Raw genomic sequence first — 23978 nt, 5'->3', positions numbered from 1 at the left:
GATAGCTTCTAAGCTTTAAAAATTTTATTTATCTTAATAGCAATGAATTTTCACAAAGCTCTTCGATCTTTGAAATTTGCTCTTTAACTCTTGCTTTTAAGCCATCAAGCATTGCTATTTTTAAAGTATAAATTTCATTAAAATCACTCTTTATATCAAGCAAAATTTTATTTAAAAACGAGCTATTTGAGCACATTAAAGCTTCAAACTCATAAAGGCTAAACGCATCAAGCATACGCTCATAGACGTCTTTTGCACTTGGAATATAAAGTGGTGTATTCATCTGCAGATGCGACTCTAGCGTCTTTTCTATCTTTTGTTTTATAAAATAAACCGCAAGTTTGAGTGCGTTTTCATAGTTTGAGGCTAGCTTTATATCAAGCTTTTCAAAAAACAAAGAGACCTTTTGTATGGCCTTAAATTTAGCCGTTTCATACTCTCTTAAAAAATTTTCATATGTCCGTCCGGCATAGGTATTTATGGATTTTGTTTCGTAAGCCAAGACTTGATCATCAAAGCTAGCGTAATTTTCATAGCGAGATTTGTATATTAAAAATTTATCCTCTAAATTTTTATAAAGCTCATTAAACGCTGAGGTTATTGCATTTTCTAGCTCTTTTAGATCTTTTTTGTAGCGTTTAAAAAATTTATTAAAAACCACATCTTCGTAGATAAGTTTTGAAAAGACTTCGTCGCTATCAAGACTTATTACCTCAAAATTTTCACGCTTGTAAATTTCTTTGTTTAAAAGCGTCTTTGAAGCGTTAAATTTTGTCTTTGAAAAAGGCTTAAGTAGCTTAAATACTTCATCGGCGGCAAGTTTTATAACTTCGCTCATTTGACTATATCTTAAAGCGATCTTTGGTTTAAACTCCTCTTTTATCGCCTCTAGCCTCTCATCTAATGAGCCACTAAATTCATCTAAAATAAACCGCGCATTGTCATAAATTTCTAGATGTTTTTCTTGCTCGTTAGTTAGGAGTTTTACGATCTTTTTTGCCCTTGCTTTTATGAAATTTTCTTTAAAGCTCTTGTCTAAAAAGCACTCTTTAATAGCCTTTAGAGCTTCGTTAAAATTTGAAGCTTCAAGTAGGCTTTTGTCATTATTTGTGATGCCAAGGAGTGCTTGCTTTGATGAGATAGCGATGATATCCTCAAAAAGCTCGCCATAAGTTTGCCTAGCGTGCTTTAGCAAACTTTCAAGCTCCTCCTCGCTTAGCTTATCTTTTTGGTTGATTAGGCAGATCGCTTTTAGATCATTGACTTTTAAAATTTCTTTGATACTTTCAAGCTCACTTGCCTTTGCGGCGTTGTTTGCAAGGCTTAGCCATATCGCACCACTAACCTTTTTTAGCGTATTTTTTGTCTCTTTTGTGTCAGCATCTCTTAGCGAGTTTAAACCAGGAGTGTCGATGAAATTTATCTCTTTTAAAATCTCACTTGGCGCATAAAGCGTCATGCCAGAAACTTGCTCGCCTAGCTTATTTAGCTCGGCTAGATCGCTACTTGCTAGTAGGCTTTCGCTGCCGTTTATAAATTTCACGCTTAGAAGTGGCATCTTTGCAAATTTTAGTCTCACAGCCTTTGCGGTGACTGGAGTTAGTCCTGATGGCAAGATATCTTGACCAAGCAGTGCGTTTAAAAACGTTGATTTCCCACTTGAAAATTGACCGATAACAGCTATTAGCGGCGGTTCATTTAGAGTGTCTATTAGTAAATTTAAGCTCTCTTTTATTTGTTCGCTTATATGCAAGCTAGGATCGTTTAGATCATTTACAAACCTAGCTAGCTCACCCTTAAAATCATTTGTAAAGACCTTAAAATATCTCGCTTTGTAGGCATTTATAAACTCATTAAACATTTTTAATATCCTCTAAAAGTGAGCAAATTTCATCTTGCAAGGAGGTCTTTTGTTTAAGCTTTGAAATTGAGCTTTGATTTTGTAAATTTAGCTCATTAAGTTTTTTATTGAGCACCAAAAGTCTTTGGCTTAAAGCCTCTTTTTGGCTCATTTCATAAGCCTTTACTCGCTCTTTTAGCAGCTTTTTTTCGTGTTCTGCTAGCATCTCACAAAACTGCGATATGCTTTTATTGTTAAGTAAATTCTCTCTTAAACCCAAAAGCGCCTCATCTGGCTCATTTTTGCTTAAAATTTTAGCTTTAAGCTCATCTAAAAGCTCGCTAAAATCAAGCTCTACGCCCATTTGCTTTAAAAAGTCATTTATACTAAAAATTTTATTTTCACTCACCTTAAAGCCATCAAAGCTTAAAGCAATATTTTGCTCGCATGACTTTGTTTGCACTAAAGTTTCATTTCTAGCCTCTCTCATAAGTGCCGCAATTCCGTCGCAAAGTGTAGTTTTTGCTATTTGTGTAAGACGTTTTAGATTTAAATTTTCTCTTTTGCTTTTACAGTAAGCGATCTCGCTTTTAAGCTTTTCATTTAAATTTTGTAGTAGTGCTTCAAGCCCCATTTTATAGATATCTTTTGCATTTTTATCATCGAGTTTTTTTAGCTCGCCTTCTAAAAGCTTTTCAAGTTTTGTGAAATTTTCATTAAGAGAATTTTTGATATTTGCTTGCTCGTTTTGCAAAGCTTCTAGCTCTAAACCAAATGCCTTAAGCTCCAAAATTTCAGCCTTTGTGGCTTCGAGTTTTGTTTTTAAAATATTTTGTAATTCTTTTTGATATGAGCTTAAAATGAGAGCTGATTTTTTAGAGTCTTTGCCAAAAAGCACATCGTAAAGATACTCTTTAAACTCCTGCACGCCACTATTTAAAGCGCCATCAAGATAAGCTTTTGCACTAAGGGCAAAATAATCTATCTTGATGTCATTTATCTGCTCACCGATCGCCTTTTTTACGTAGTTAAGCGTTTCATTAATATCCTTTGCGTCTAACTCGTCAGCGTGAGTTAGCACGATAGCAACTCTTACGATGTGTGAGTTTTCAAGGCATTTTTTCAAAAATAGTGCGTCTTTTTGCGTTGCACTTTGTGAGGCATTCATGAGATGAGCCAAAAGGTCGCACTCTTTCATAAAATTTGTAGTTATTTGCTCTCTTAAAACGATCGCATCGTCTATGCCCGGAGTGTCTATAATGCAGACATTATCTCTTAAAAGCTCCAAGTCATCATAAAGCTCAACGCTTTTTACGAGATTTGCCGTTTTTGAGCTCGAAGATGTATAGTTTTTGATCTCATCTAGGCTGATCTCTACGCTACTGGCTGGTAAATTTTCGCTTGAAAGTCCAAGCTTTTCTAGCTCGTCTGGGCTATAAAAATTTACCTTTGCATGGCTATTTGATGCGTGCTTTAAGATGGTTAAATTTATGGTCTCAGGCACATTTGAAGTGCCAAGGATGGATTTGTTTAAAAGTGCATTTAAAAGGGTTGATTTGCCAGAGTTTATGACGCCACTTACTGCGATGTTAAAAAGCGTTTCGTTTGATCTTTTCTTGGCATTTTTCAAAGCTAGTAAAAATTCTTTATCTTCACCAAGCATGCTTGCTTTTTCATTTATCTCATTTAGAAAATCCAAGCTCTTGTGAAAGTGATCTTTTGGCTTTACATTAGAATTTTCAGCTTTATTTTGATTTGAGTTTTTGTTTATAAATTTTATTAAAAAATCAAATTTTTCATGGCCAATTATCTTTTCATCACGTAGCTTTTGTAAGTAGGTTACGAATTCATCGCTTGAAATTTTTGCTTCATTTAGTGCTTTTAGTGTGGCTAGCTGAGCACTTTGTATGCTAAAGATATCAAGTCCAACACCTAGCTTTTTTAAGATAGTTCTAAACTCAGCAAGAGCCATAAACTCATCTAAATTTTTCTCATCACAAGATAAAAGAAGCGCCAGTAGATCTGGGTAAAAAGGTACGCTTGCATCAGTGTTGGCATAAATTTTATTTAAATGCCAAGCGTGATTTAAAAACTCGTCCATTAAAGATTCTTTTTTTGAAATTTTTTAGATTTTATTACGTTTTTACTTACGAAGCTATCAAGATTTAGGCGCAAAATTTTATGTTTTTTAAAAAGTTTAATTTAACTCAAGATTTTTAAAGCTAACTCTTGGATTTATATTTAGCTCGCTATGGCTTACAAACTCGCCTTTTAGGTACTTCTCACGTCCCGCTCTTGCTATCATTAAGGCGTTATCAGAGCAAAACTCAAGTGGAGCTAGCAAAAGCTCGCACTCATTTTTTTGGCAAAGCGTTTCAAGTCTTTTTCGTAAATTTAGATTTGCGCTTGCGCCGCCAACTACACCAAAACGCTTAAAATTTCTTAAACAAAAGACCTTTTCAAGCTTATTTAAAATGTGTTCACAGGCTGTATTTTCAAATGCGTAGCAGATTTCAGCGATATCCTTTTGTGTGATATTTTCTAGCTTTGAAATTTCGACTCTGACTTGGTTTTTAAGCCCTGAAAAACTATATTCAAGGCGTTTATCGTGAAGAAGTGGAATGGTAAAATGAAACCTCTCTTTGTCTTTGCAAAGTAGGGCATTTTGCTGAACTACGGCACCGCCTGGATAGCCAAGATCAAGCATTTTAGCAACCTTGTCAAAGCTCTCACCAAAGCTATCATCGCTAGTGCTTGCTAGCTCAGTGATTTCACCATTTTCGTCAATCTCTAAGATCATCGTATGCCCGCCACTTACTAGCAGTACGCCAAGTGGAAAGGTAGCTTCGCGATCTAAAAATAGTGAGTAGATGTGCCCAACTAGGTGATTTACGGCAATTAGCGGGATATTAAGAGCCACGCTTAATGCTTTTGCCATGCTGACGCCGCCTATTAGGCTCACGCTTAACCCTGGCTCGTTTGTCACGGCAATCGCTTTTATTTCTTTAAAATTTGGCAAGATATCCTCTAAAAGTGCTGGCAGTGCCTTTGTATGAAGCCTAGCTGCAAGCTCAGGAACCACGCCACCAAAGATAGCGTGCTCCTCCTCTTGAGAAATTTTTTTATAATAAATTTTCTCTAAAGTGCGTTCATCTATTAGTGCGACCGAGCTATCATCGCAGCTACTTTCGATGCCAAGTATCATTTAAACTCCGCTAAGATCATGCCAGCAAATTTCTCTTTGCCATCTTCGTTTTTATAAAACTCGACTCGGTAAATTTTGCTGTCTTTATCGATGCTGTAGCTTTTATTTAGGCTATTTTTAGTCACTTCTTGCTCGCTCTCATCTATACTTTTTGTGCCATATCCTATGACATTTACGCGCACGTTTTTGAGTGATTTTATTTTAAAGCTCTTTTTCACGCTAAATTTATCGCCACTTTTTAATGTAAGCTCGCTACCGTCACTTATTAGTGAAATTTCATCAAGTGGTTTTGCAAACTCAAAATATTGTGGCTTTAGCCTAGTAACAAAGCGGTTGCCGTACTGCACTTTGAAGCTACCATTTTCTTTTATGACGGCTATTAGCGGATTTGGTGAGCTATAGTTTAACTCACCTTTTTTAAGTGGGACAAAATTTATTAAAGGTTTTAGATTTTTAAGACTTATCGCGTATGAATTTTCAAGCTCGAGTCTGATCTCTTTTTCGATCGCCTTTTTTACGCTTTTAACATCAAGATTAAACGGCCTAGTAAAGCTAATGCCAGCCTTTTTCATATATTCTTCAATAGCGATTAGATGGTAATAAGTCCTTTGCTCAGCGTTTAAATTTTTACTAGCTTCGTTTGCAAAGGCTGATTTATTTTGCGTGATGGCATAGTAAGTTAAGCTTTTTAGCATCTCTTTATCGCCCATTGCGGTGTGTGTGTTTTTGATGTGATACTGGTGTTTTTGATCTATTAGATGCTTGTTTAGCACGTCTTTTACGCTTGAAGCAATGTTTTCAAGCTCTGGGTATTTTGAACCAGGAAGGGTGCTTTGATCAATGATGCAAGTATTGCCCCATTTATCTGGATTTTCGTCTTTGTTTATAAATTTATCTCTGTAATATCCGCTTCCATCGTGCAAATTTAATATGAGCGTAACGTTTTTATCAGTGATGACGTCTTTTATCTTCATCACTGAGTTATAGTCTGGATCGTTTTTATCGACATGGGCAAATTTTCTATTCATATCGCCTTTTGTGCCACGACTTCGCTCGATTATGCTTGGGAAATTTAAATTTGGCACAACCCAAAGCGAGCCTTTTGTGATGTTATAGTCGGTAGCCACGATAGAGGCTGCCAAAAAGCCACCCGGCTCATCGCCTTGAATACCGCCGATTAACAACATCGTGTTTTCGCTTGGTTCACCTTTTTTGATGAGCACATAGTCTAAAGTATTAGCTAAACTAGCAGTGGCAAAGGTTAGTAAAAAAAGTAAAAATTTACGCATTAATATCCTTCGTAATGCTTTGTCTTTGGTAAAAGCAAATTTAAAACTATGCCAGTAACCGCGCCAAGCCCTATACCTGAAAATTTCACCGCACCAAGGTCAAGCACCATGCCGCCGATGGCAAAGATGAAGATGAGGGCTACGATTATCATGTTTCTAGGGTCTGCAAGATCGACTTTATTTTTTATAAGCGTCTCCATACCAACGCTTGCGATGATGCCAAAAAGTAGCAGCATGATACCGCCGATGACTGGGGCTGGGATAGTTGAGAGTACAGCTCCTAGCTTGCCAACAAAGGCTAGCACGATGGCAGTGATCGCTGCAAAGGTCATAATCGCTGGATTATAAGCTTTTGTAAGGCTAACCGCACCTGTGACCTCTGAGTATGTAGTGTTTGGCGGGCCACCAAAAAAAGCAGCAAGCGAAGTAGCAAGTCCATCTCCAAGGAGCGTATTTTTAAGGCCTGGATTTTTTAGAAAATCCTCTTTTGTGACATTTGAGATAGCAAGCATATCGCCTATGTGCTCGATCGCTGGAGCTATGGCGATAGGTATCATATAAATGATCGCTTCAAACTCAAATTTTGGTGTAGTGAAATTTGGCATTCTAAACCAAGGTGCATTAAAGATAGGGGTAAAATCAACCATGCCAAAGCAGTAAGCTACGATGTATCCGGTGATAATACCAAGCAAAATAGGTATAAGCCTAAACATGCCACGTCCAAGCATCATCACTAAAATAGTAGCCACTAACGAAATGCCAGCGACGATCATCGCCTCATTTTGGGTATAAATTTCAGTGGCTGATGTTGCCATTTTGACAGCATTTGGGGCAAGGATAAGGCCTATTGTCATGATGACCGGCCCAACGACAACTGGAGGCAAAATTTTATGCAAAATTTTCTCTCCGCCAAAGCGGACCACGAGGCTTAAGGCAACGTAGAAAAATCCAGCAAATATAACGCCTCCCATCGTCACGGCTATGCCCCATTTTTCGATACCGTACTGAAGTGGCGCGATAAAAGCAAAGGAGCTTGCTAAAAAAATAGGCGGAACATTTTTTCTAGTGACTAGCTGAAAAAGTAGCGTGCCAAGACCGGCTGTAAAGAGAGCTACATTTGCATCTAGTCCCGTAAGTATCGGCACTAATACCAGTGCACCAAAGGCGACAAATAAAAACTGAACGCCGATTAAGCTTTGTTTGGGATCAAATTTATAACCCTCATACCTTTGCATTTAACATCCTTTTTGCGTAATTTCTAACTTCTTTATCAGCTTCAAAAATTTCATCAATATTTGAAATTTTAATATTTCTAAAATTTTTAACAGAGCTTAAAACGAGCCTTGAGATATCCAAAAACGAGCATTTTTTCTCTAAAAAGCTAAATACCCCAATCTCATTTGCAGCATTTATCACCACACCTAGATCAGGGTTTGCTAGGACCTCATCTTTTAGCGAAAAAATGGGATATTTTTTAAGGCTGATTTTACGAAATTTTATATTTTTTAGATCAAGTAAATTTGCATGTGAAACGATATTTTCATTGACATTTTCAAACATAGCATGAGCAATAGCTAGCTTCATGTCAGGTCGCGAGAGGTGCATCGTGCTTGAGCCATCTATAAATCCAACTACGGCATGTATCGCAGAAGTTGGCTCTATCACAGCCTCGATCTCCTTGATGCCATAAAGCCAGTAAGCTTCCATCACCTCAAAAAGCTTATTTGTCATCGTCGCACTATCAATCGTAATCTTTGCGCCCATATCCCAGTTTGGATGCTTCAAAGCATCACTTGGCGTGGCGTCTTTTAGAAATTTGATCGGCTTTTTATAAAATGCGCCGCCACTTGCTGTGATGATGAGTCTTTTTGGTGCAGTTTTATTTTCAAGTAGAAATTTAAGCCCAAAATGCTCGCTGTCTATTGGTAAAATTTCTCTAGTTTTTAGAAATTTGCCGCCAACAACAAGGCTCTCTTTGTTTGCAAGTGCAAGCCTTTTGCCAAGAGTTTGCGTCTTTAAACTAGGAGCAAGGCCAGCAAAGCCAACAAGGGCGTTTATTACCTTTTTTGAGCTTGAAATTTCTAGCATTTGCAGCAGTCCAGCCTCACCAAAAAAGATATTTTTAGCTTCTATGTTTTTTACATTTTTAGCTAGCTTTTCATCGCCTACACAGACAAATTTTGGCTTAAATTTTAAAATTTGCTCATTTAGTAAATCTACATTTTTAGCGCAGCTTAATGCCTCAACCTCTACGCCAAATTTTTCGCAAAGGTTAAGGGCGTTTTTGCCGATTGAGCCAGTTGAGCCAAGTATTACCACGAGAGCGACCAAAGTAGGGCAACTACGCCAAATAAATAGCCATCTATCCTATCAAGCATGCCTCCGTGTCCTGGGAAGAGCGAACCACTATCTTTGACGCCACAAAGTCTTTTTAAATAGCTCTCAAACAAATCTCCCCAAACCGCAAACAAGCAGACTAAAAAGCTTGAGAATAAAATTTGGAAAAAACCTTCAGTTATAAAATTTCCAACAATGTAGCCAATCACAGTGCCTATCGCCACACCGCCTGCTGCACCTTCAATTGTTTTGTTTGGTGAGCTTGGGCTAAATGGATGTTTGCCAAACATTTTGCCAACAAAAAATGCACCGCTATCGCTTGCAACTACGCTTAAAATAAGCCATACAAGATAGCCTACGCCATACTCTGAGTAAAGCATCCACATCATAAAGATCGGCGTGGTCGGATAGACAAAAGGTGCGACTAGTTTTAAATTTTCACTTTTTATGTGAGCTAGGATCGAAGCAACTAGCATGATAGCAAGGATCGCTATGAATATTGGATTTGTAAAATATGTAAGCACATAAAAAGCAAGTGCGGCAAAAACTAGCTGTTTGTGATCGATATTATAAAGCTTGAGCGACTCATTAAATGCAAAATAAAGCACTACGCCAAGCAAGATAAAATTTAAAATATAATTATCAATAAAAAAAACTACTAAAATAGCAACAAACATTAAAACGCCAGTGATTATGCGAGATTGCATATCCTCTCCTTAAAATCGTTATTTCGCTGTAATTATAACACTTAAATTTTAGACGGCGTTTATAAGAGTAAAATTTGATCTAAAAAGCATTTTAAGCTGGTAAATTTGGACTATTTTGGCGTTAGTAAAGATTTAAATTTGTTTTTAAGCAAATAAATAAAGCAAGACCAAAATGATCCCAAGTAGTAACTTGCAATAAATATACGCAGTAGTGCTTTATGGCTTAAAATTTTAAAAATTATTTTCCTCAAAAAAGTCGGTGTCGATTTTGCAAATTTCATATATTTGGCTTGTTTGAACGCCGACTTTGTATTTTATCATTAGCTCTGCAAGCTTGTCGCCATCTATCAAAACCACACTAAAATTTTGATTATCTTTGGCGAAATTTTCAGCTTCTTTGGTAAATTTTGCTGTAGTGATAAAGACACCTTTTTTAGTATTTTTATTTGAGATGGCGCCGATAAACTGCTGAATCTCTGGCCTACGGATATTACTACCGTCTTTGTATCTTTTTGCTTGGATATAAATTTTAGAAAGCCCAAGTTCATCTTCATCTATGATACCATCTATCCCGCCATCTGGGCCTTTGTTTGTAAGATTTCCGGCTCCATAATTCATCTTTTCAAGTAGTTTTGTTACAAGGTATTCAAAAAATCTTGGCTCTTTTTCTAAAATGCTAGATAAAATTTCACTTTTTAGCTCTTCTTTTATTTTGCAAAGCGCTTCATCTATATTGTCATCTGGGGTGTTTTCCGTGGCTTCTTTTTTCTCTTGCCTTATCTCTTGTTTGTAAATTTCATCGTACCAAGTGAGAAATTTGCTCTTTTTGTCCTTGCTACTTACTAGCTCTTTGCCAAAATTTGTTATAGCAAATAGGCTTCTACCAATTTTTTGAAGCGGCACTTTTTCTGGCTTTGATTTTACTTGAGATGTTGTGGCTAGATAGGATAAAGCCCAACCCGTCCTGCTTATATATGTAAAAGTTCCACTTTTTATTTTTTGTAAAATTTCATCATCTGATAATTTGAAATATTCAATTATGAATTTAGCAATTTCTTTAGTATTTGCCTCTTTCTTTTGCGCGACAAATTACAAAATAGGTAGCATCATATCTTTATAGCTTGGTAACATTTTATATCCTTAAATGAAGCAAATTTTGAAATTATATAAATTTTTTGGCTTAAAAGCTATAATCAAAACATGAGAAGCCTTGGCCTAACAAATTTTCTTTTAAAAAATATTAGCTTATTTGTAAACACCTTTGCTACGATATTTGCGCTAATTTTTTGTTTTATTTCTGGTGTTGGAATCGTCTTTATATTTATCGCATTTCCACTTGGCTATATAATGGGCGCACTCTTATCAATCCCATTTTTGATATTTTTATTTTTCTTATTTGTATCTATTGATGTCTTTTTATGTCTTTTGGCATCTATTTGCAGTTTTTAATAAATTTAGAAGTAAATTTGGGGCTTTTACAGCCCCTTGGCTACTTTATGGCAGCCATTTTTCTACGCATATAAGCTATACGGCTTTGAAGTGGTAAGTGTTTAGGGCAGTTGTCTTCACAGCCTAGCAAAGTCATACAGCCAAATACGCCGTCATCGTCGCCGATAAGCTCGTAAAAGTCCTCATCGGTTCGTTTATCAAGCGCGTCGATTTTAAATCTAGCCACGCGGTTAAGTCCGACCGCACCGATGAAATCAGGCCTCATGATAGCCGTACCGCACGCAGCCACGCAGATACCGCACTCGATGCAGCGGTCAAGCTCAAATACTTCCTGCGCTACTTCAGGCTCGACTTTTTCCTCAAGCTTAGAGATATCTGTCTCGTGGTCTGTATGTATCCAGCTCTCTACACGCCTGCTCATCGCATTCATCCAGTTGCCAGTGTCTACGCTTAAGTCCTTTAGTAACTTAAATACCGGCAAAGGCATAAGCTCGATTACTCCGCTTTCAAAATCTTTAGTAAGAGTTCTACAAGCTAATCTTGGCTTACCATTTACAAGCATGCCACAACTTCCACAAATTCCAGCACGACAAACAAAGTCAAAGCTAAGATCTGGGTCAAATTTCTCGCGAATCATATTTAACGCGATAAACAATGTCATACCATCAGTCTCTTCTAGCTCGTAGGTTGCGAAATGCGGCTTTGAAATTTTACTTAACGGATTATATTTAAATGCTTTTATGGTTATTTTTCTACTCATATCCTATTCCTGCTCTTTCGTTTGGTGCTTTATATTTTGGTTGAAGATCATAGTGCATTAAAGCCTCTTGAATTTCTTGTCTGCTCTTACCTTCAGCTTGCATTTTCTCACGAATTTCATCAACCTCTTTTTGGCGGATGGCACTATCTGGATGCTCAATAATATTACCTTTCGCACCATATCCTCTAAATGCTGGTGGCATCTCCATTTTCATAATATCAAGCGGCTCATACACGATAGTCGGTAGCGTATCGCCCTCTTTCCAGCTAGTTAGAGTTCTGTTTAGCCAGTTTAGGTCGTCGCGTTTCGGATAGTCCTCGCGGCAGTGCGCTCCGCGGCTCTCGGTGCGATCAAGCGCGCCTTTTGCGATACAAAGGGCTAGTTTTAGCATCTTTGGTACGCGGTAGGCCTCCTCAAGCTCAGGGTTGCCAAATAGCGCCTTGTTTGTGACTTTGACATCTAAAGATTGTTTATAAAGCTCTTCTAGCTCTTTTACCGCTACGGCTAGACCTTCGCCGGTTCTAAAGATCGCCACGTGCTCCCACATGATGTCTTTCATCTTGTTTTTGATCTCAAATACGTTAAATTTGCCCTCTTTTTCGACAAGGCTTTTTAGATAGTCTTCCTCTTTTTTAACGGATTTTTCGATATCTGCGGTATTTATATCTATCTCGTGGCTGCCGCAGTAGTCGGCAAAATAGTCCCCAACGATCATGCCAGCTACCACCGTTTCTGAAACAGAGTTGCCGCCTAGACGGTTAAATCCGTGCATATCCCAGCAAGCAGCCTCGCCGGCGCTAAATAGACCCGCTAGCGTAGGACTCTCGCCTGTAGGCTTGGTTTTTATGCCGCCCATAGAGTAGTGCTGCATAGGAAGGATCGGCGCCCAGCCCTTGCCGCGTTGGCGTCCATTCTCGTCGGTATACACTTCGGTGTCGGCAGGATCGATACCGTTAAAAATTTCGCAAATTTCTTGAACGTCGCGTAAATTTTTCTCGATATGCTCGCGTCCTAGGATCGAGATATCTAGCCAAACGTGATATCCGTATGGGCTAGGTACGCCTTTACCTGCGCGGATATGCTCCATGATGCGGCGGCTTACGACGTCGCGGCTAGCTAGTTCTTTTTTCTCAGGCTCATAATCAGGCATAAATCGATATCCGTCCACGTCGCGTAAAATTCCGCCGTCGCCGCGGCAACCTTCCGTTAGTAAGATACCGCTTGGAACGATCGGAGTCGGGTGAAACTGCACCGCTTCCATATTTCCTAGCTGAGCTACGCCCGTTTCAAGTGCGATGGCCGCGCCGATACCTTCGCAAACTACGGCGTTTGTAGTATGTTTATAAACCCTTCCGTAGCCGCCCGTAGCTATTAGCGTACCTTTTGCGACATATGCCGTGATCTCGCCGTTAACTAGATCGCGAACGATCGCACCGTAACAGCGGTTGTTTGCGTGGATTAGCGCGATAGCTTCTTTGCGGTCATGAATTTCGACGTTATGTTTTAGAGCTTCGTTCGCTACGGCAAAAAGCATAGTGTGACCGGTGGCGTCTGCCGTAAAGCATGTTCTCCATTTTTTAGTTCCGCCAAAGTCGCGAGAGTGGATGAGTCCGTGGACCTCTTCTTTTTCTACAATAGTCGTTTTTTGAGCGTTGATGATAGCACTTCTCTCGCCTTTTGTTATACGAGTCCAAGGCACGCCCCAAGCCGCTAGTTCGCGGATCGCCTTAGGCGCGGTTTGACAAAACATACGTGCTACTTGCTGATCGCAGCCCCAGTCGCTACCTTTTACCGTGTCGGCAAAGTGTACGTCCTCGTTGTCGCCTTCGCTCATTTTTGAATTTCCCAAAGAGGCTTGCATGCCGCCTTGCGCAGCCGCAGAGTGCGAGCGTTTTACAGGTATTAGGCTTAAAACGACGGTGCTTAAGCCCTTTTCTCCAGCAGCCACAGCAGCTCTAAGACCAGCTAGACCACCACCAATTACCAATGCATCATAATATTTTACATTCATCTTCTAGCTCCTTTTTAATGGCTGATCCACACGAAATCGGCGATTAGCGCAATTATAGCAAGTATGCCATAAACGGCAAATACAATTGTTTTTGCCTTATTTCTTTTGGCAAACATTTCGTGCTTATTTGTACCATCAATGCTTATCCATTTGACATACAAGCGGTACATACCGATACTAGCGTGAACGACCATGAAAACAAGTAGTGCGAAGTAGAAAATTTCTAATTGATGAAATGCAGCCGCTGATTTGTCGGCAGTAATATGTCCACCAAAGACTATATCTACTAAGTGTGCGCTGGCTGCAAAAAATAGCGCAAAACCGGTTAAAAACTGAAACCACCAAAGCGTAGTATCAAGGTGCTTCATGCGGTCTTTGTGGCCTCTAAACATTAGATATTGTCTGTAGTTTGCTGGAAATTTTCTCATAGCTAAAAATGCATGAGCGATAAAAATGGCAAATATTACCGCAGCAATAACGTTAGTGATCCACCATGTAGCCTCGCCGAATAAAAATTTAGCCTCTGCAAACCCTACGACAGCGTTAAATGCGTCTTTGCCAAGTAGTATAGTAGAAGTAAAAACCATATGGCACAATATAAAACAGGCCAAAATAAACCCTGTAATACTTTGCCATCTATCCCAAGCGGCTGGAGTGCGACTTTTTTTGTCGTCCGACCGTTTTCCCAAAAAACCTTCTATAAGCCCGGTCATGAGCCCTCCTAAGAAATTTGAAATAAATTATCATTTCTTAATACTAATTTAAATATTAGTATTAATTGATAAAGCTAATGCTAGCAGATTTTTACTTTAATATTTTTTAAACACTTATATTAGAGCTTTGAAAATTTTTTATAAAGCATGGCATAAATAAAAATTCCAAAACCACACATGATAAGTGATAATATTTGACCCATTGAAAGATTAAAAATAATAAATCCAAGCCCTGAATCAGGCTCTCTAAAAAACTCGCAAATAAATCTTGCAAAAGTGTATAAAATAGCATAAAGCGCGATCAGCTCGCCATTAAATTTCTTAAATTTTCTATATAAAAATAAAATAACAAAAATAACTAAACCTTCTAAGAATGCCTCATAAAGTTGACTAGGATGCCTTGGCTGGCCAAAAACATTTATCGCCCAAGGCACATCCGTAACTCGCCCAAAAAGCTCTTGATTTAAGAAATTTCCGACCCTGCCAAATGTATAGCCAAAAGGTATGCAAACGGCACAAAGATCAAGTAGCTGCCATAAATTTTGTTTATACCTTTTGCAAAATAGATATGTCGCAAACAAAAAGCCAACTACTGCTCCGTGGTAACTCATGCCACGAATTCCTATAAACTCGCCGTTATGAAATGGATTAAAAATTTGCCAAGGTTGCGTCAAGTAGTAGCTTACTTCGCCTGAATATACTAAAACCCAGCCAAGCCTAGCGCCTAAAATAACGCCTATTTCAACCCAGAAAAAGTAATTATCCAAGAGCTGATTTGAGATTGGGATTTTATCTTTTTTAACGAGATACTTTGCCATGGCAAGCGCCAAAACAAGGGCTAAAATATACATAAGCCCATACCAGTGCACGCTAAAGCCAAAGATACTAAAGGCGACTGGGTCAAAGTGGTTATAAATGTCGTTCCAAATTTCCATTTTTACTTTCTTTTTAAAATTTTTGCGATTTTACAATGATTTAGCTTTGATGAGCGAATAAGCTCTTGCCACTAAGTGCAAGGGCTAAAAATTTAAACTCACTTGCTTCAAATTCTTTGCAAAATTTAAAAAGCTCGGCAAACTCAGCTTCATTTAAATTTATGCTCCAGATCGCTCCAAGGTCATTAAAATCTCTTTCAAACTCACTTAAATTTTTAGTGGCAAAATAGTGCTCAAAGCGGCTCATCAGCGAAAACGGCGTAAAAAATTTGATCTCATCTTTTATCTCAAATTTCATCACACCACCATCTTTTATCGCTTCATTTATCGCTTCATTTACAGCCCCTGAGTAGGCTCTGACTAGCCCTCCAGTGCCAAGCTTTATCCCGCCAAAGTAACGAACTATCAATACGCCAACATTTATAAGATCAGCGCCCCTTAGCGCGTTTAGGCTTGGCTGACCGCTAGTGCCCTTTGGCTCGCCATCATCGCTTTGATTTTCAACGATTTGTCCGTATTTGTTTAGCTCCCTTGTCGCCCAAACTACGTGAACAGCCTTAAAATGCTCCTCTTTTAGGTGTTCGTGCAAGCTTTTAAATTCGCTTATCGGGCATAAAAATGCTAAAAAATTTGACTTTTTTATATCAAGCTGGGCTTTAAAAATCCTAACAATCGTCTGCAAATTTGCTCTTTTTTTAAAATTTTAAAAATATTATCAATTTGCTAATTAAAGCCTTGTAAATTCAGAGAAATTTATATTATTAAGGAAAAGATAGTAGAATTTTGCAATTTTTCATGAAGGACTAAAATGATACAAACTTGCCTATTTCCAGCGGCTGGATACGGAACGAGGTTTTTGCCAGCTACAAAATCGCTCCCAAAAGAGATGTTGCCGATCCTTACAAAACCGCTCATTCATTACGGCGTTGATGAGGCGCTTGAGGCTGGCATGGATAATATGGCCTTTGTCACAGGACGCGGGAAAAGGGCGCTTGAGGACTATTTTGATATCAGCTACGAGCTGGAAAAAGAGATCGCTGGTAGCTCAAAAGAGTCGTTGCTTAGTGAAGTTAGAAATTTAATGAGTTCGTGCACATTTTCATTTACTAGACAAAATGCCATGAAAGGGCTTGGACACGCTATTTATACGGGTAAAACGCTAGTTAGAGATGAGGCTTTTGGGGTTATTTTGGCAGATGATCTATGCATAAATGAAAACGGCGAGGGCGTGCTTTCACAGATGGTTAAAATTTATGAAAAGTATCGTTGCAGCGTCGTTGCTGTGATGGAGGTGCCAAAAGAGCAGACCAAGTCTTATGGCGTTGTAAGTGGTAGATTTATAGAAGACGATCTAATAATGGTCGATGATATGGTTGAAAAGCCTGATCCTGCCGAGGCTCCGACAAATTTAGCGATAATCGGACGCTACATCTTAACGCCAGATATTTTTAACATTTTAGAGCGAACAAAACCAGGCAAAAACGGCGAAATCCAGATCACAGACGCATTAAAAACGCAGGCAAAAGATGGCATGGTGCTAGCTTATAAATTTAAGGGCAAGAGGTTTGACTGCGGCAGTATCGATGGCTTTGTCGAGGCTACAAATTTCTTTTACGAGCGTAGTAAATGATAGAGACTTCATTTAAATTTAACTTTGCAAGCAGCGAGGTCATCGACTCCTACGCCAAACGCATAAACGATGAGTACGAAAGCGGCGAGATAGGCTACTACCACCTGCCAGTGCTTGGGCAAAATTTACTTGGCGAGATCGAGGAGTATGAAAAGGGCCTTGCTCATATCAAAAACGTCGTGCTAGTTGGCATTGGCGGTAGCAGTCTTGGCGTAAAGGCGCTAAAATCAATGCTTGAAGGATCAAAAGGGATAAAAAGAGAGCTTTTATTTTTAGATAACGTCGATCCTTGCAGCTACAAAAGCACGCTTGACGGTGTAAATTTTGATGAGACGCTTTTTGTAATAAGCTCAAAATCAGGCAATACGATCGAGACGATTACCATTTTTAAGTGCCTGCTTGATGACTTTAAGCCTCAAAATTTAGGCAAAAATTTCCTCATCATCACTGATCCTGGGACAAATTTAGAAAATTTTGCCAAAGAAAATGGGATTAAATTTTTTAATATCCCAAAAAATGTTGGAGGGAGATTTAGTGTGCTAAGTGCGATAGGTCTTGTGCCTCTTGGTATCTGTGGCTACGATATAAAGGTACTTTTGGATGGCGCGCTTGCTTGCAAGAAGCAATACATCGAGCAAAAAGATAGCTCCATAGTCGCTAAAGCTTACCACTATGCCACTAGCAGAAATGCCAGTATAAATGTCATTTTTAGCTATTGCGATAGATTTTTTGAATTTAACGACTGGTACGTGCAGCTTTGGGCGGAGAGCCTTGGTAAAAAAAGAGGCTATAAAAGGGTCGGCCTTACGCCAGTTGGACTTGTCGGTAGCCGCGATCAGCACAGCTTTTTGCAGCTTATCATGGACGGCGTAAAAGATAAGAGTGTGACATTTATAAAGATAAAAGATCACGCAAGCGACAAGACTATCCCAAATTTGAGCCTAAAAGGGCTTGAAGAGTGTGATTTTGTGACGGGTCTAAGCCTAAATGAGCTTATAAATTTACAGTGCGACGCAACGGCAATGGCGCTGGTGCAAGAGGGCATAAGTGTCGATACGATCACGCTTGAGAGGCTTGATGAGTTTCACGCTGGCTGGCTCATTTTTTACTACGAGCTACTAACCTCGGCCACTGGTATCATGCTAGGCATCAACACCTACGATCAGCCAGGTGTTGAGATAGGAAAACGCATCTTAAAAACTATGCTTTTAAAGTAGAAATGAAGAAATTTCTACTTTTAGCTCTTTTTGCCACACAAATTTTTGCCTTTTCGGCGAGTAAATTTGTAAATGACACTAGGTCGCAGATCGGTGTGACGCTAAGTTATGATCCAAGTTATGAGCGGCTCGCCTACCCAATGGGCGACGTGGATATCAAAAAGGGCGTTTGCACAGACGTTGTGGTAAGGGCGCTACGTCATCAGGATATGGATTTGCAAAGGCTCATTTTTGAAGATATGAGTAGAAATTTCGCAAGTTATCCTAAAAGGTGGGGACTTAAAAAGGCTGATAAAAACATCGATCACAGGCGTGTTTTAAACATCGCTACCTATCTAAAAAGAAAAGGTTTTGAGGTTAGCGATGATAAATTTCTGCCAGGCGATATCGTCACATGGATGCTGCCAGGAAATCTACCTCACATCGGCGTGATCTCAGATAAATTTGAAGGCCAAACACCGCTTGTCATCCACAATATCGGCTCTGGCGTGCAGGAAGAAAACATACTTTATAGCTACAAGATCACGGGGCATTTTAGACTAAAGTAGCAAAATGGCTTTTTAATAAAATTTTAGGCAAAATCGCAAAAAAATAAAAAATAAATTCAAGGAAAAATAATGTTAGAAGTTAGGGGACTTACTCAAAGATTTGCAAGCAGTTTGCTATTTGAGGATGTAAATTTAAAGCTAAATCGCCACAACAGATACGGATTAATTGGCGCAAATGGCGCTGGTAAATCGACATTTTTAAAAATTTTAAGCGGAGCTATCGAGCCAACTAGCGGCGAGATCATCATAGAAAATGGACTAAAAGTTGGCGTGCTTGGGCAAGATCAGTTTGCGTTTGAAAATTTCACACTAAAAGATGCGGTACTTTATGGCAACAAACGCCTATATGACGCTGTTAAAGAGAAAGAAAAGCTCTATATGAGCGAGGAATTTACAGATGAGATAAACGAGCGCTTAAGTGAGCTTGAGATGATAAGCGCCGAAGAAGACCCAAGCTACGAGTATGAGACTAGGATAGAGAAAATTTTAAGCTCGCTTGGGCTAAATGAATTTGATAAGCTGATGAGCGAGGTTGAAAACTCAGATAAAGTTAAGGTTTTGCTAGCTCAAGTGCTCTTTCCAAAGCCTGACATCTTGTTTTTAGACGAGCCAACAAACAACCTTGATATAGATGCGATCGCATGGTTAGAAAACGAGCTAAACCGCCATGAGGGTACACTTGTGGTTATCAGCCACGACAGGCACTTTTTAAATAGAGTTTGCACAAACATTTTGGATGTGGATTTTAAGAAAATTCGCGAGTTTTCAGGCAACTATGACGACTGGTATATGGCTGCAAATTTGATCGCAAAGCAGCACGAGATGGAGCGTGATAAGAAGCTAAAAGAGAAAGAGGAGCTGGAGAAATTTATCGCGAGATTTTCAGCAAATGCGAGCAAGGCAAAGCAGGCGACCTCTCGTGCAAAACAGCTTGAAAAATTAGATATCGCAGAGATCGCAGTATCAAGTAGACGCGATCCTAGCATACTTTTTCGTGCAAACCGCGAGATAGGCAATGAGCTAATTGAGCTAAAAAATATAAGTAAGAAATTTGATGATAAAGTGATATTTGAAAACTTTAACTTTAAGCTTGAAAAGGGCGACAAGCTAGCTATCATCGGTCATAACGGTGTTGGTAAAAGTACGCTTTGCAAGATCATAATGGGTGAGCTAAAGCCTGATGCGGGCGAGGTACATATAGGCGCGACCATCGAGCTAGGATATTTTGCGCAAGATACGGTAAATAAGATAGATGGCGAGCTAAAGCTTTATGAATACTTGCAAGATGCCAAAAACAAGGACATAGACGAGATCAGAAAGTGCCTTGGCAGGATGCTCTTTAGCGGTGCCGAGCAAGAAAAGGCAGTTGGCGCGCTAAGTGGTGGCGAAAAACACCGAGTAAGACTAGCTCAGCTCATGCTTCACAGACCAAATTTACTTGTAATGGATGAGCCAAATAACCACCTCGATCTTGAAGCTATCATCGCGCTTGGCGAGGCATTTTATAATTTTAATGGCTCAGTTATCTGTGTGAGCCACGACAGGGAGCTAATAGACGCCTTTGCAAATAGAATTTTACACCTAAAAGGCAATGGCGAAGTGGTTGATTTTAAAGGCACATATGAAGAGTATAGAGCAAACTTAGGGCTTGAGAGCTAAAATTTGTTATTTCTTGCTCCTAATTGTAGGGGCAAGATTAAAATTTATATTTACTACAAATTCTTACAAATATTAATCTAATTATATAAATTAAAAATGGCTTATAAAAATTATCAAAATCCAATAAAAAGACTTTATAAATAAGAAAGAAAATTAATAAGAAATTTCTAAAGTATTAGTAAGATTTGTAAAATAAAATTTATTAAATAATATTTTTATGATGCTTAGTTTAAGGGCTCTATTTAAAAATTTAATAAATTTACTTTGCAATATGGTGATATTTACTTAGTTTTTACTTTCTAAAGTAATATTAGAAATAAAATTTAACTTTATTTTTTATATTTTTGGATATAAAAAGTGTGATTTAATATTTATTTTATGTTATTTTTCTATATATTTAACCTTTAAGCTTAAAAATTTAAATAAATTTGAGCTAATTATGAGCTTTTTATATAATAAAAAAGTGATATTATTATTTAAATAATAATTTATCTAAGCTATATTATTAAATATAGCTTAAAAGATACTATAAATTTTTTTCCAAAGGTCGTTCTATCTAGACTAAAAGTAAAAGCTTAAAAAAAATAAGTAGTAATTAATATTTAAAATACTAAATATCTATATAATTTCATTAATACATTTTTTTATAAGGAGAATGGTTATGGCAACCAGAAAAGAACACGATTTTATAGGTGAGTTGGAAATCTCTGACGATTTTTATTATGGTATCCAAACATTTAGAGCTACCGAAAATTTTCACATGAGCGGTAGAACTTTAAAAGAGTATCCATACTTTGTAAAAGCATTTGCACAAATCAAAAAAGCAGCTGCACTTGCAAATAAAGAGGTTGGCGTTTTAGATTCTAAGATCGCTGATACTCTAGCAAAAGCCGCTGATAGAGTAATAGCTGGTGAGTTTTTAGATCAATTTGTGGTTGATATGGTTCAAGGTGGTGCTGGAACAAGTACAAATATGAATGCAAACGAGGTTATTACAAATATCGCACTTGAGAGCATGGGTCATAAAAAAGGTGAGTATCAATACATCCATCCTAACGATCATACAAACCTTGGACAAAGCACAAACGACACTTACCCAAGCTCAATAAAAGTAGCAACTTACGCAAAACTTACTGATTTGCTTGCTGCGATGAATCTGCTAAAAGATGAACTTGATAAAAAAGCAAAAGATTTTAAAGATATCATTAAAATGGGTAGAACTGAGCTTGAAGACGCAGTTCCTACAACACTTGGAAATACATTTAATGCATTTGCAAGCTACATTAAAAGCGATATCGAAAAGATTACAGCTGCACGCGAGTCAATGACATATCTAAATATGGGTGCAACTGCGATTGGTACAGGTATTAACTGCCACCCTGATTATAAAAATGTAGTTGTTAAAAAGTTAAAAGATATCACTGGTGTTGATTTCAAAAAAGCTGATGATTTCATTGCAGCTACACAAGATACAGCAGATTTCGTTCACGTAAGTGGTGCGTTAAAAACTGCAGCTGTTAGACTTTCAAAAATCGCAAATGACCTTCGTTTGATGAACTCAGGTCCAAGATGTGGCCTTGGTGAGATAAATTTACCACAAATGCAACCAGGCAGCTCAATCATGCCAGGTAAAGTAAACCCAGTTATCGCTGAGGTTGTAGGCGAAGCGTGCTATGAAGTAATCGGTAACGACGTAACTATCATGCTTTGCTCAGAAAGAGGCGAATTTGAGCTAAATGCGTTTGAGCCAGGCATCGCTTATGCGTTATTTAACTCTATATTTATCCTTGAAAACGCGATGAAAACACTAGCTGAAAAAGCTGTAAGAAAACTAACAGCAAATCCAGAAGCTTGCTTAAAATCAGTTCTAGGCTCAGTTGGTATCGTAACAGCATTTAACCCATACATTGGCTATGAAAAGTCAGCAAGCATCGCTAAAGAAGCTTTGCAAACTGGTAAAGCAGTTGGCGATATCTGCCTAGAGAGAGGTTATTTAAGCAAAGAAGAGATCGATAAAATTTTAGAGCCAAAAAATATGCTAAATCCAAGCATGGTTAGGTAAAAATTTAAGCAAAGTATTATTAAAAGCGTGTCAAAATTCTGACACGCTTAAGTAAAAATTTTAGTTATAAAATTTAATGGAGGAGTTTTCAATGGATATTTCATTGATATTACAGTTGATCGTGCTTTTTGGTGCGATATTCTTGGGTGTTAGACTAGGCGGTATGGCCATTGGTTATGCTGGTGGCATCGGCGTCGTAGTTTTAACTTTAGGACTTGGATTAAAAGCAGGTAGTATACCTTGGGATGTTATTTTAATCATTATGTCCGTTATAGCTGCTATTACAGCGATGCAAGTAGCTGGTGGCCTTGATTATTTGGTGCAAATAGCTGAAGGGATACTAAGAAAACATCCAAAATACATAAATTTCTTAGCTCCAGTTGTCACTTACTTGCTAACTGTATTTGCCGGTACTGGACACACAGCATTTTCTATGATTCCAGTTATTACTGAAGTTGCAAAGACACAAAACATTAAGCCTAGCGCGCCTCTTAGTATAGCTGTTGTTGCTAGTCAGATAGCTATTACTGCAAGCCCGGTTTCAGCAGCGGTTGTATTTATGGCTGGTGAGCATGCCTTGGGCGGACTTGGCATTAGCTATCCATTACTATTAGCTATCTGGATACCAACAACTTTTATTGGTTGTATGCTAACAGCTCTTGTTATAAATATATTTTATAATCTTGATCTAAGTAGCGATAAAGAGTATCAAAGAAGACTTAAAGAAGGGCTAATCAAAGATGTTAAAATTGAAGAGAAAAAAGAGCTTCCAAAAGGAGCTAAACTATCTGTTTTAATATTCTTAGTTGGCGTTATCTCTGTCGTTTTATATGCTACTGCTATTAGTAAAAACGTAGGCTGGATAAAACCAAGCTATGTAACAGGCTATGAAAAAATTTATGAGACCAAAAGTCCAGATAAATTTAATGAACTAGTCGCAAAAGATATAAAAATCAAAACTGACTCAACTACTAATGTAAAATATGTAGAAGATCCAGATAAGCCTACAAAGGTATTGGTATTAACTAGAGATAACGCTATTATGAGCTTTATGCTAGTTATCGCTACTTTAATCACACTAACTTGTGGCGTTAAAGTCGATAAGTTATTTAATACAGCTACATTTAAAAGTGGTATGACCGCGTGCGTCTGCGTGCTAGGTGTAGCGTGGCTTGGAGATACTTTTGTGGTAAATCACACCGATGCGATCAAAAATTTTGCCGGCGATTTTGTTAAAGACTATCCGTTTATGCTAGCTGTTGCGCTATTTTTTGCTAGTATGCTTCTTTATTCTCAAGCTGCTACCGCAAAGGCACTTATTCCTACAGTTATAGCCGCACTTGGTTTAACTGCTGCAAATAACGGTGACGCATATATTTTAGTTGCATCATTTGCTGCAGTTTCGGCATTGTTTGTGTTGCCAACATATCCGACACTACTTGGAGCCGTTCAAATGGATGATACTGGAACAACTAGGATAGGTAAATATATATTTAACCACTCCTTTTTCATTCCAGGCGTTTTAGCTATTGCTTTTTCTGTCGCACTTGGATTTTTGATAGCTCCGATACTTTTATAAGTATTTTAAATCAAACTTAAGCCGAGATCTCTCTCGG

19 protein-coding genes and 1 pseudogene are annotated in these 23978 nt (G+C 38.2%); 6 read left to right on the top strand and 14 right to left on the bottom strand.

All coding sequences use genetic code 11. The annotated features are described in order from the left end of the window. Positions 1-28: 28 nt before the first annotated feature. From CVS97_RS04505 to CVS97_RS04440, 14 genes and pseudogenes are all read right to left on the bottom strand, one after another. Positions 29-1861, bottom strand: coding sequence for a dynamin family protein (locus tag CVS97_RS04505; protein ID WP_107785226.1), 1833 nt, complete (start codon positions 1859-1861; stop codon positions 29-31). Next, complete coding sequence (locus tag CVS97_RS04500) at positions 1854-3941, bottom strand: dynamin family protein (protein WP_107785225.1); 2088 nt, start codon at positions 3939-3941, stop codon at positions 1854-1856. Before CVS97_RS04500 ends, CVS97_RS04505 begins: the two co-directional genes overlap by 8 nt. A gap of 96 nt (positions 3942-4037) precedes the next feature. Further along, positions 4038-5045, bottom strand: a complete 1008-nt coding sequence (gene tsaD, locus CVS97_RS04495; RefSeq protein WP_107785224.1) for a tRNA (adenosine(37)-N6)-threonylcarbamoyltransferase complex transferase subunit TsaD — start codon at positions 5043-5045, stop codon at positions 4038-4040. Beyond that, positions 5042-6334, bottom strand: a complete 1293-nt coding sequence (locus CVS97_RS04490; RefSeq protein ID WP_107785223.1) for a M99 family carboxypeptidase catalytic domain-containing protein — start codon at positions 6332-6334, stop codon at positions 5042-5044. The genes tsaD and CVS97_RS04490 overlap by 4 nt, the downstream gene beginning before the upstream one ends. After that, positions 6334-7569: a uracil-xanthine permease family protein gene (locus tag CVS97_RS04485; protein ID WP_107710037.1), complete on the bottom strand. Its 1236-nt coding sequence runs from the start codon at positions 7567-7569 to the stop codon at positions 6334-6336. The genes CVS97_RS04490 and CVS97_RS04485 overlap by 1 nt, the downstream gene beginning before the upstream one ends. Continuing rightward, a complete protein-coding gene (dxr, locus tag CVS97_RS04480) occupies positions 7556-8665 on the bottom strand; it encodes a 1-deoxy-D-xylulose-5-phosphate reductoisomerase (RefSeq protein WP_107785222.1) in 1110 nt (369 codons plus the stop codon). The genes CVS97_RS04485 and dxr overlap by 14 nt, the downstream gene beginning before the upstream one ends. Further along, complete coding sequence (locus CVS97_RS04475) at positions 8647-9378, bottom strand: phosphatidate cytidylyltransferase (protein ID WP_107785221.1); 732 nt, start codon at positions 9376-9378, stop codon at positions 8647-8649. Before CVS97_RS04475 ends, dxr begins: the two co-directional genes overlap by 19 nt. Before the next feature lie 231 nt (positions 9379-9609). Next, positions 9610-10245 carry a restriction endonuclease gene (locus CVS97_RS09520; RefSeq protein ID WP_265094252.1) on the bottom strand — a complete coding sequence of 212 codons (636 nt, stop codon included), beginning with the start codon at positions 10243-10245 and terminating at the stop codon, positions 9610-9612. Beyond that, positions 10234-10449, bottom strand: a pseudogene (locus CVS97_RS09515) (winged helix-turn-helix domain-containing protein); the annotation flags it as partial. The gene CVS97_RS09520 and the pseudogene CVS97_RS09515, both read right to left, overlap by 12 nt. A gap of 418 nt (positions 10450-10867) precedes the next feature. Beyond that, positions 10868-11587, bottom strand: coding sequence for a fumarate reductase iron-sulfur subunit (locus tag CVS97_RS04460; RefSeq protein ID WP_021091811.1), 720 nt, complete (start codon positions 11585-11587; stop codon positions 10868-10870). After that, positions 11580-13598, bottom strand: a complete 2019-nt coding sequence (locus CVS97_RS04455; RefSeq protein ID WP_107785219.1) for a fumarate reductase flavoprotein subunit — start codon at positions 13596-13598, stop codon at positions 11580-11582. Before CVS97_RS04455 ends, CVS97_RS04460 begins: the two co-directional genes overlap by 8 nt. 14 nt (positions 13599-13612) lie before the next feature. Next, complete coding sequence (locus CVS97_RS04450) at positions 13613-14311, bottom strand: fumarate reductase cytochrome b subunit (protein WP_072595156.1); 699 nt, start codon at positions 14309-14311, stop codon at positions 13613-13615. A 119-nt stretch (positions 14312-14430) separates the two neighbouring features. Beyond that, positions 14431-15246 carry a prolipoprotein diacylglyceryl transferase gene (gene lgt / locus CVS97_RS04445; RefSeq protein ID WP_107785218.1) on the bottom strand — a complete coding sequence of 272 codons (816 nt, stop codon included), beginning with the start codon at positions 15244-15246 and terminating at the stop codon, positions 14431-14433. 40 nt (positions 15247-15286) lie between these two features. Further along, positions 15287-15928, bottom strand: a complete 642-nt coding sequence (locus tag CVS97_RS04440) for an IMPACT family protein (RefSeq protein ID WP_107785217.1) — start codon at positions 15926-15928, stop codon at positions 15287-15289. A gap of 126 nt (positions 15929-16054) precedes the next feature. Between CVS97_RS04440 and galU the strand changes: the two genes are divergently transcribed. The 6 genes from galU to CVS97_RS04410 all read left to right on the top strand — a co-directional run bounded on the left by galU (position 16055) and on the right by CVS97_RS04410 (position 23941). Continuing rightward, positions 16055-16876, top strand: a complete 822-nt coding sequence (gene galU / locus CVS97_RS04435; RefSeq protein ID WP_009294249.1) for a UTP--glucose-1-phosphate uridylyltransferase GalU — start codon at positions 16055-16057, stop codon at positions 16874-16876. Next, complete coding sequence (locus tag CVS97_RS04430) at positions 16873-18093, top strand: glucose-6-phosphate isomerase (protein ID WP_107785216.1); 1221 nt, start codon at positions 16873-16875, stop codon at positions 18091-18093. The genes galU and CVS97_RS04430 overlap by 4 nt, the downstream gene beginning before the upstream one ends. A 2-nt stretch (positions 18094-18095) precedes the next feature. Beyond that, a complete protein-coding gene (locus CVS97_RS04425) occupies positions 18096-18641 on the top strand; it encodes a DUF1287 domain-containing protein (protein ID WP_107785215.1) in 546 nt (181 codons plus the stop codon). Positions 18642-18710: 69 nt separating this feature from the next. Then, on the top strand, positions 18711-20300 hold the full coding sequence (abc-f, locus tag CVS97_RS04420) for a ribosomal protection-like ABC-F family protein (protein WP_087586336.1): 1590 nt from the start codon (positions 18711-18713) through the stop codon (positions 20298-20300). A 661-nt stretch (positions 20301-20961) separates the two neighbouring features. Further along, on the top strand, positions 20962-22362 hold the full coding sequence (locus CVS97_RS04415) for an aspartate ammonia-lyase (protein WP_107785214.1): 1401 nt from the start codon (positions 20962-20964) through the stop codon (positions 22360-22362). Positions 22363-22453: 91 nt separating this feature from the next. Continuing rightward, positions 22454-23941: an anaerobic C4-dicarboxylate transporter gene (locus CVS97_RS04410; protein ID WP_087577643.1), complete on the top strand. Its 1488-nt coding sequence runs from the start codon at positions 22454-22456 to the stop codon at positions 23939-23941. Positions 23942-23978: the final 37 nt, after the last annotated feature.

The sequence above is a fragment of the Campylobacter concisus genome (assembly GCF_003049735.1).
GTDB classification, from domain to species: domain Bacteria; phylum Campylobacterota; class Campylobacteria; order Campylobacterales; family Campylobacteraceae; genus Campylobacter_A; species Campylobacter_A concisus_AN.
The sequence above is the reverse complement of the archived record's forward strand: the minus strand, read 5'-3'. Positions and strand labels throughout refer to the sequence as shown.